At 39.3% G+C, this 9,713-nt stretch carries 9 protein-coding genes; 5 read left to right on the top strand and 4 right to left on the bottom strand.

The window, feature by feature from the left end; all coding sequences use genetic code 11:
• The first annotated feature begins 216 nt into the window (after positions 1-216).
• From ACH8JV_RS17020 to ACH8JV_RS17010, 3 genes are all read left to right on the top strand, one after another.
• Complete coding sequence (locus ACH8JV_RS17020) at positions 217-444, top strand: hypothetical protein (protein ID WP_000608974.1); 228 nt, start codon at positions 217-219, stop codon at positions 442-444.
• Between the two features lie 322 nt (positions 445-766).
• Entirely contained in the window at positions 767-2,086 is a 1,320-nt protein-coding gene (locus tag ACH8JV_RS17015; protein ID WP_004709861.1) for an NCS2 family permease, read from the top strand.
• Between the two features lie 111 nt (positions 2,087-2,197).
• Positions 2,198-3,196, top strand: coding sequence for an adenosine deaminase (locus ACH8JV_RS17010; protein ID WP_396522654.1), 999 nt, complete (start codon positions 2,198-2,200; stop codon positions 3,194-3,196).
• Between the two features lie 45 nt (positions 3,197-3,241).
• On the opposite strand, the gene ACH8JV_RS17005 is transcribed toward ACH8JV_RS17010, so the two are convergent.
• Positions 3,242-3,799 carry a cytochrome b gene (locus ACH8JV_RS17005; RefSeq protein ID WP_396522652.1) on the bottom strand — a complete coding sequence of 186 codons (558 nt, stop codon included), beginning with the start codon at positions 3,797-3,799 and terminating at the stop codon, positions 3,242-3,244.
• A gap of 241 nt (positions 3,800-4,040) precedes the next feature.
• Here ACH8JV_RS17005 and ACH8JV_RS17000 point away from each other — a divergent pair, with 241 nt between their 5' ends.
• Positions 4,041-4,418, top strand: coding sequence for a hypothetical protein (locus ACH8JV_RS17000; protein WP_304390620.1), 378 nt, complete (start codon positions 4,041-4,043; stop codon positions 4,416-4,418).
• A 66-nt stretch (positions 4,419-4,484) separates the two neighbouring features.
• On the top strand, positions 4,485-5,051 hold the full coding sequence (rnhB, locus tag ACH8JV_RS16995) for a ribonuclease HII (protein WP_087606204.1): 567 nt from the start codon (positions 4,485-4,487) through the stop codon (positions 5,049-5,051).
• Between the two features lie 69 nt (positions 5,052-5,120).
• On the opposite strand, the gene csrA is transcribed toward rnhB, so the two are convergent.
• The 3 genes from csrA to alaS all read right to left on the bottom strand — a co-directional run bounded on the left by csrA (position 5,121) and on the right by alaS (position 9,604).
• Positions 5,121-5,375 (bottom strand): carbon storage regulator CsrA, encoded by a 255-nt coding sequence (csrA, locus tag ACH8JV_RS16990; protein ID WP_000906487.1) that lies wholly within the window; start codon positions 5,373-5,375, stop codon positions 5,121-5,123.
• A gap of 246 nt (positions 5,376-5,621) precedes the next feature.
• The gene (locus ACH8JV_RS16985; protein ID WP_263613279.1) at positions 5,622-6,902 is read right to left on the bottom strand and encodes an aspartate kinase; all 1,281 of its coding nucleotides are present in this window, start codon (positions 6,900-6,902) and stop codon (positions 5,622-5,624) included.
• 65 nt (positions 6,903-6,967) lie between these two features.
• Positions 6,968-9,604, bottom strand: coding sequence for an alanine--tRNA ligase (gene alaS / locus ACH8JV_RS16980; RefSeq protein ID WP_311072314.1), 2,637 nt, complete (start codon positions 9,602-9,604; stop codon positions 6,968-6,970).
• Between the last annotated feature and the right edge of the window lie 109 nt (positions 9,605-9,713).

Genomic DNA, 9,713 nt, shown 5'->3' with positions numbered 1-9,713 from the left:
ATATAACTTTCTGTTAAAAAAATATAGTTATTTTTAAAAATGAATTTTTAAGTGAAAAGTATTATTTTTAATCTTTTTTTAAATTGTAAATTGGAAAACATTTTTTATATCAATAGCTTGAGTAATTAATAATTATTGTAAATAAATGTGAAAATATTCACAAACTGGTTGTTTTTTGTTAAGATCATTAACATTAAAAACATAGAGATAATAATAATGATCAATAAAGTATTAATAGTGTTGTGTGTGAGTATCGTGTTTGTATTAGGGTATTGGGCATATTTAGATACCCAAAATAAAAGACATCAGGAGCTCATGAGGATTATTCAGGAAGCTGAAAAAAATTTGCAGACGATTGAGCGAAATCCAAATCGTGTGAGTCATAGCAATTTAGCTTCATACAATTTGCAAAAATATATTAGTGATAAAAAAGTTTTTTTCTAAGCAGAATGGTTATTGTAATTTGCTTTAAAAAGTGTGCCATTGGTCATATCTTTTCATAAATTTTGATCATGTTGCTGTTGAATCTGTTAAACTTATTGAACGTATAGTAAAAAAGCTGCATAGGGGTTATGCAGCTTTTTTGTGTTTCAAGAGGGGCTGTGGCTATTTTCTGTGTATGAAAACAGACATCAAATGAGTGGCATATTTGTTGCTTCGTCTATTTAAGATTTTTGTCTAGAGATCTGAACAGAAAAACAAGATTGCTCAGATACCTACATAGAAGTACATATTCCACAGCTCAGATTTTGCATAGAGGCTACTTATGGCGGCGCCCAATTCTTCGGCAGGCTGGTTAGAGCGTTTATTTAAGTTAAGCGACAATAAAACCACGTTTCGAACAGAAGTTCTTGCTGGTGTAACTACATTTTTAACGATGTGTTACATCATCATTGTCAATCCACTCATTTTATCTGAAACCGGCATGGATCATGGCGCCGTATTCGTTGCGACCTGTTTGGCAGCAGCAATCGGTTGTTTAGTGATGGGTATTATTGCCAATTACCCAATCGCCTTGGCACCGGGTATGGGGCTTAATGCTTATTTTACCTATTCGGTATGTATGGGTATGGGAGTGCCATGGCAGACAGCTTTAGCAGCTGTTTTTGTTTCAGGTGTTGTATTTCTTGCTATTAGCTTCTTTAAAGTTCGTGAAGCGATTGTCAATGCCATTCCAATGTCGCTTAAATTTGCGATAGGTGGTGGTATTGGTTTATTCCTTGCACTTATTGCGCTAAAAAATGCTGGAATCATTGTTGCAAACAAAGCGACATTAGTGGGGTTGGGCGATATTAAACAACCTACAGTGCTACTGGCTTTATTTGGCTTTTTACTCATTGTAGTTTTACATCAGCTCAAAGTTCGTGGTGCCATCATTATTAGTATTTTAGTGGTGACAGCAATTGCGACTGCTTTAGGCTTAAATGAATTTAAAGGCGTAGTGGGCCAGATTCCTTCTATTGCACCGACATTCATGCAAATGGACTTTAAAGGCCTATTTACTGCAAGTATGGTGGGTGTCATCTTTGTATTCTTCATTGTTGACTTGTTCGACAGTACGGGTACTTTGGTTGGCGTTTCACACCGCGCAGGGCTTTTACAAGATGGTAAATTACCACGTTTGAAAAAAGCACTATTTGCTGACTCTACTGCGATTGTTGCTGGTGCAGCATTAGGTACTTCATCAACCACGCCATATATTGAATCAGCTTCAGGTGTAGCAGCAGGTGGACGTACAGGTTTAACCGCTGTCGTTGTCGCTTTCTTATTTATTTGCTGTTTATTCTTGGCACCTCTTGCTCAATCTGTACCAGGTTTTGCAACAGCACCAGCTTTATTGTTTATTGGTGTGTTAATGATCCAAGGGATCACACACATTGATTGGGATGATATTACAGAAGCTGTTCCAGCCTTTTTAACAATTGTATTTATGCCATTTGCCTACTCAATTGCAGATGGTATTGCAATGGGCTTTATCAGCTATGCATTAGTTAAATTATTCACAGGTAAGGCAAAAACTGTTCCATACATGGTATGGATTATTGCTGCTCTTTGGGTATTTAAATTTATCGCTTTTGGCGGTTAATACGATTTTTTATAATTTCCTTCTAGAACTATTTTAGTGATAGAGATATAAGAAGGAAATTATAGAAGGGTGTGTTTACCACGCCCTTTTTTCTTTAGATGTGGAGTTAATATGAATCAAGTCGAGCTGATTCAGGCCTTACCAAAAGCTGAGTTGCATGTACATATTGAAGGTACTTTTGAACCTGAATTAATGTTTGCGATTGCACAGCGTAATCAGATTCAGATTCCTTACAAATCTGTTGAAGAAGTAAAGCAAGCTTATAACTTTCATAATCTTCAATCATTTCTAGATATTTACTATGCTGGTGCAAATGTTCTTGTTCATGAGCAAGATTTTTATGATTTAGCATGGGCATATTTTGAGAAATGTGCAGAAGATCGTGTCGTTCATACAGAAATGTTCTTTGACCCGCAAACCCATACCGACCGTGGTATTGCTTTTGCAACGGTCATAAATGGGCTTAAACGTGCATGTGCTGACGCAAAAGCTAAATTTGGTATTAGCTCTCAGCTTATTATGTGTTTCTTGCGACATTTAAGTGAAGAAGCTGCATTTGAAACGCTTGAGCAAGCTTTACCGTTTAAAGAAGACATCATTGCTGTTGGACTTGATTCAAGTGAAGTAGGCCATCCACCAGCTAAATTTGAACGTGTTTTTGCTAAAGCGCGTGAAGAAGGTTTCTTAATCGTTGCTCACGCAGGTGAGGAAGGCCCACCTGAATATGTATGGGAAGCTTTAGACTTGCTCAAAGTAAACCGTATTGACCACGGCGTGCGTTCTGAAGAAGACGAACAATTAATGGCTCGTTTAATTAATGAAAAAATGCCATTAACAGTTTGTCCTTTAAGTAACTTAAAGCTATGTGTCGTTAAGGATATGAAAGAGCACAACATCCGCCGTCTTTTACAAAAAGGCGTACATGTGACTGTTAACTCGGATGATCCTTCATATTTCGGTGGATATATGAATGATAACTTCGTTGCTATTCAGCAAGCCTTAGATTTAAGTAATGATGAGTTGAAGCAACTCGCAATTAACTCTTTTGAAGCCTCTTTCATCTCAGATGAAGAGAAGCAAAAGTGGATTTCAGAAATCCAAAAAATCTAAATAAAAAAACCGCCTGTGATAGGCGGTTTTTTTTTAACATTGAATTTATTTAGGCTGTTTGGTCATACTGTTTAAAACATTGTCTTTATCCACAAAGTGATGTTTTAAAGCTGCCAGAACATGTCCAACAATAAGCAAACCTGCAAACCACGAAATATAAATATGTAATGGTTTAACGATAGCTAAAAGCTCTGGATTGTCTTGTACTAAACGTGGAATTTCAAATAAATATAAAACAGGGGCAGGATGACCAGCACTCCAGCTAAATAAACAACCCGTCACAGGTAAAGCCACCAAAATCACATAAAGCAATAGATGACCAACATGTGCCAAAGTTTTCATCGTCGGTGACATCGTGTCAGGCAACTTCGGGGTTGGGTGGGTGTAACGCCAGAATAGGCGAATAACCACTAAAAAGATAATGGTTGTGGCAATGTTTTTATGCAGTGTAATAACATCACCTTTAAAGCTGCCATCGGCATCGTAACTTAAAAAATTTCCACTATAGAAACCAATCACCCAAGCGGTAATGAAAATGATTGCCATGACCCAATGCAGAATCTGTGCAGTACGGGTGTAGTATTGAGAGGATGAGGCAGGCATAAAAGACCCTATTTTTTTGTCATTTTAGCGCTAGATTTTATGGGAAAGCACTGAATTTGAGAAATGTTGTTCTCGTAACGGAGCGTGCTATAAACAGAACGCTTTAATTGGGAAAAACACGGTCAATTTAAGCGAGAAAATAAGAGAGCTAGATTGCATAAATGCATCAATTTATTTGTTTCTTCTAAGCACAAGTTTAGGCAAAATACGCGCTGCTTACGTTCGATCAAAGGAAAAAATGATGAAAAAATTGATGCTCGCTGTAGCACCAGTAGTTTTGGCTTTAACAGCATGTGCGACCACACCTGGTGCAGGTTCTGCAGAAACTGCAACTCAACAGTTAGGCATGACTGCATTAAAAGTTGCTGTAAATGCGAAATGTATTACAGAAATTAATAATGTCGCTGCATGGAAAACAGCAACAAAGCTTATGACTGCTGAACAACGTGATAGTATTCAAACTAATGTTTGTGGTTGCGTAAGTGAAAAGGCACCAAACAGTGTGACTGCAGTTGATTTGGCTACTGCTGCACTTGATCCAGCTGCACGTGCAACAGTTGTAAATCAAGTCGTTTCTAATACTGTAAATGCTTGCGTAGCAGAAGCTTTACAAAAGTAATTAATAATTTGAGTTTCAAAGAAGGCTGACTCATATTGATCGGCCTCTTTTTTTATTGGAGTATACATGTTTGTTGCAGGCGTAGATGAGGCGGGGCGAGGCCCACTAGTGGGTTCAGTTGTTGCTGCAGCTGTTATTTTAGATCCGAACAATCCAATTTTAGGATTAAACGATTCTAAAAAATTAACTGAAAAGAAACGTGAAAAGTTGTTTATTGAAATTCAGGAAAAAGCTCTAGCGTGGTCAATAGCGGAAGCGACGCATGCAGAAATTGATGAGCTGAATATCTTGCAAGCAACATTTTTAGCAATGAAAAGAGCAGTGGAAGGCCTAAAAACACAGCCTCAAAAAGTCATTGTAGATGGCAACCAAATTCCAAAAGGAATCATTATTCCTTGTGAAGCGATTGTTGGGGGCGACGCTAGCCACGCCGAGATTAGTGCGGCGAGTATTTTGGCAAAAGTCACACGTGATCGCCAAATGGCAGAATTAGATCAGCAATATCCATTATTTGGTTTTGGAAAACACAAAGGTTATCCAACAAAAGCACATTTTGAAGCGATTGCAGCTCATGGCGTGATTGATCAGCATCGTCGTAGTTATGCACCAGTAAAACGTGCATTAGGCCTATAAATTTATATACTCCCAAAAAATTTAAAGCGACTATAAAGTCGCTTTAATTAGGGAGAGAATAACTTCATACTAACGATTGAAGTTTTTCTGTGCATAATTATCATCTTCATATGAAACTTGATAATCTTGATCAAGATGTTGAAGGTGTTCATGCATTGCACGTTCATGTTGAATACGTTGATAAATTTCTTCGCGATGAACAGAAACCTCTTTTGGCGCATTCACACCAATTCGAACCTGGTTTCCTTTGACGCCAAGCACAGTAACACTGACTTGATCCCCAATCATTAATGTTTCCCCGACACGGCGGGTCAGAATCAGCATGTTTATCTCCTTGCTAAACGCTTAAAACTGCAATATTGGTACCCAAATAAAAAGCTCAACCTCAGTTTTCAGTCAGATTCTAACAGAAATATGAGAACAAAGTCATATTTTGATAATCTCTGCCAAAAAACTTTCCGTTTAATATAACAGAGCCGCTATAAAAAAAACTATAGCGGCTCTGTGTTTTCTTTGATTATTGTCGGACAAGTAAACAGTTTTGAATGAATTCTTGACCGTTTGGTAAAATTAAGCGCGGGCGCTGCTTTCACCATGTTCACGATCCAAACCAAAAGCGGTATGTAAGCAGCGAACAGCAAGTTCAAGATATTTCTCATCAATAATGACAGAAACCTTAATTTCAGAAGTTGAAATCATAAGGATGTTGATGCCTTCGTCTGCAAGGGCAGTGAACATCTTACTTGCTACACCAGCATGTGAGCGCATACCTACACCAACAATTGAAACTTTTACGATATCGTCACGTGTTGAAACTTCACGTGCACCAATATTTTTGGCAGTCTCGTTTAAGATTTTTTCAGCTTTCGCTAAATCAACACGGTTCACTGTGAAAGTAAAATCTGTTGTGCCATCTTCTTCAACATTTTGAACTATCATGTCCACTTCAATGTTGGCATCACTTACTGGTGATAAAATTTTAGAAGCAATACCTGGTTCATCAGGTACACCTAAAATCGTTAATTTTGCTTCGTCACGGTTAAAAGCAATACCTGCAATGATTGGCTGTTCCATATTGTCTTCTGCCTCAGTAGTAATGAGTGTACCTACATTTTCTTTAAATTCGTCGTCAAATGCGCCGTCTTCATCATTATCAAAGCTTGATAATACACGTAAAGGAACTTGATATTTTCCGGCAAATTCTACTGAGCGAATTTGTAAAACTTTTGAACCTAATGATGCCATTTCTAGCATTTCTTCAAAAGAAATACGATCAATTTTCTTCGCTTTAGGAGCAACACGAGGGTCTGTAGTGTAAACACCATCAACGTCAGTATAGATTTGGCATTCATCTGCTTTAAGCGCAGCAGCAATGGCAACACCAGAAGTATCTGAACCACCACGTCCTAGAGTTGTTGTGTTCCCATTGGCATCAAAGCCTTGGAAGCCTGCAACCACAATAACACGGCCTGCATCTAGGTCATTGGTCATGACATCTGTGTCAATCGACTCAATACGCGCCTTAGTAAATGCACTGTCAGTTTTAATACCGACTTGACGTCCGGTATAGGATTTAGCTTCCACACCAATCGAATTAAGTGCCATAGCTAACATGGAAATCGTCACCTGTTCACCGGTTGAAACCATTTGGTCTAACTCGCGTGGGTCAGGTGTTTCGGTAATGGCTTTAGCGAGGGCAAGTAAGCGGTTTGTTTCACCACTCATTGCAGATACGACCACAACAACCTTGTGACCGTGATCATGCCAACGCTTCACACGACGAGCAACATTTAAAATGCGCTCGGGGGTACCCATAGAAGTACCGCCATATTTTTGAACGATTAATGCCATAGTTGTTCCATATAAGCCATGACCCTGAGAGGCTTTTCAGGGTCAGTTACACAAAAAGTGAAGTCTTATTTTTGTTCAAGCCAAGCAGGCAATGCTGCAATAACTTGTCCAAACTTCTCGTTAAGTGGCGCGCCACCTTGTGCTAAGTCAGGTTTACCACCACCTTTACCACCTAACTCAGTTGCTAGATGTTTGATGATGTCACCTGCTTTTAGATTTGCAGTGTATTGCGACGCGACTGATGCAAGCAGGCTGACTTTGTCACCCTCTACACCTGCTAACACAATCACTGCGTTCTCTAATTTTGATTTCACACTGTCATGTAAGTTGCGAAGCGCTTTGGCATCAACACCTTGAACAGTGGTAATAAGCGTTTGACGACCAGCAATGGTTTGTACTTGGTCAATCAAGTCAGCCGCTTGGAAGTTTGCCAATTTCTGGTTGAGCTGTTCAATCTGCTTTTGTAATGCAGAAACCAATTCTACATTGGCTTGTACACGCTCAACTGTTTGGTCTTTCTGTGCTTTGAGTAAGCTATTAATGTGCTGAATATCATTATCAGCTTTTTGTACCACTTCTAACGCTTTAGTACCAGTTACTGCTTCAATACGACGTACACCAGCAGCTACGCCACCTTCAGAAGTGATTTTGAATAAACCAATATCACCTGTACGTTTTACGTGAATACCACCACAAAGTTCGATTGAGAAATTTTTCTCATCAATGACTGAACCCATAGAGAGTACACGAACTTCATCGCCGTATTTTTCACCGAACAACATCATTGCGCCTTTTGCTTTCGCAGCTTCAATGTCGAGAAGTTCAGTCGTCACTGGAGTATTGGCAATAACTTCAGCATTTACGAGACGTTCAACTTGTTGTAATTGTTCAAATGAAACAGGTTGGTCATTTGCAAAGTCAAAACGTAAGATGTCGCTTGCAACTAAAGAACCTTTTTGTTGTACATGTGAACCTAAGATTTGACGAAGGGCAGCATGTAACAAGTGAGTTGCTGAGTGGTTGCGGGCAGTAGCTTCACGAATGTCTGCTTTAACAATCGCTTCTACATTTTGATTTGCTTTGAGGTTACCAACGGTCACAATACCTTGATGAACAAAGGCACCACCAGACTTTTTGGTGTCTTGAACTTCAAAAATACCAGTTTCGTTTTTGAAGATACCTGTATCACCAATCTGACCACCACTTTCAGCATAGAAAGGAGTTTGGTTTAGAACGATAAGAGCTTCGTCACCTTCAGAAACTTCATCAACTTGTACGCCATCTTTATAGATCGCTACAATTTCGCCTTGACCAGTTGTGTTAATATAACCGTCGAACTGAGTTTCACCTTCGACTTTTACAATGTTGTTATAGTCAACTGCAAACTTACCAGCGTCACGCGCACGTTGACGTTGTGCAGCCATTTCAACTTCAAAGCCAGCTTCATCAATAATAAAGCCACGTTCACGTGCAATATCCGCAGTTAAGTCTGTTGGGAAGCCGTAAGTATCGTAAAGTTTAAATACAGTCGCACCAGGAATAGTTTTGTCTTTTAACTGAGCAAGTTCACCTTCAAGTAGTTTTAAACCTTGCTCAAGTGTTTTAGCAAACTGTTCTTCTTCACGAATTAAAGTTGCTTCAATCACATCTTTGCGCGCTGCAAGTTCTGGGTATGCATCACCCATAACTTCGATTAAAGGTTGCAACATTTTGTAGAAGAACGTACCAGTTGCGCCAAGCTTGTTACCATGACGCACAGCACGACGAATAATACGGCGAAGTACATAGCCACGGCCTTCATTGCTTGGGTTTACACCATCAGCAATTAAGAAACAGCAAGAACGTGCATGGTCTGCAACAACACGTAAAGAAGGCTGACCTTCGTCTTCAATACCAATAATGTTTGCAGCAGCTTTTAATAAGTGTTGGAACAGGTCAATGTCATAGTTTGAATTAACATGTTGCAATACAGCAGAAATACGCTCTAAGCCCATACCTGTATCAACAGATGGAGCTGGAAGAGGATGAAGCACGCCATCAGCAGTACGGTTAAACTGCATGAAAACGTTGTTCCAGATTTCAATGAAACGGTCGCCATCTTCTTCAGGAGAACCAGGTAAACCACCCCAAATGTGGTCACCGTGGTCAAAGAAAATTTCAGAACATGGGCCACATGGACCTGTATCACCCATTGCCCAGAAGTTATCTGAAGCGTATTTTTCGCCTTTGTTATCACCAATACGGATAATACGTTCTGGTGCTAAACCAATTTCTTTATTCCAGATGTCATAAGCTTCATCATCGGTATGATAAACCGTTACATATAAGCGATCTTTCGGTAAAGCAAGCCATTGTTCGCTGGTTAAAAATTCCCAAGCAAACTTAAGAGCATCACGTTTGAAATAGTCACCAAATGAGAAGTTACCTAACATTTCAAAGAATGTATGGTGACGAGCTGTATAGCCGACGTTATCTAAGTCGTTATGTTTACCGCCTGCACGTACACATTTTTGTGATGTTGTGGCACGTACATAGTCACGTTTCTCAAGACCTAAAAAACAGTCTTTAAACTGGTTCATCCCAGCATTTGTAAATAATAAAGTTGGGTCGTTGGCAGGAACAAGAGAACTCGACGCGACACGTGTATGCCCTTGCGTTTCAAAGTAGCGCAAAAATGCTTCACGAATTTCAGCAGATGTCATTAAACGAGTACTCACAACCAAGTCACTCCATATTTTCGAATTTGGCTAAAAGCATCACCACAAGTTTGTTTGTTCACAAATCTCGCATGTGATACGGGGCTTATTTTTA

This window comes from Acinetobacter sp. ABJ_C5_2 (genome assembly GCF_044538485.1).
GTDB classification, from domain to species: Bacteria; Pseudomonadota; Gammaproteobacteria; order Pseudomonadales; family Moraxellaceae; genus Acinetobacter; species Acinetobacter nosocomialis_A.
The sequence above is the reverse complement of the archived record's forward strand: the minus strand, read 5'-3'. Positions and strand labels throughout refer to the sequence as shown.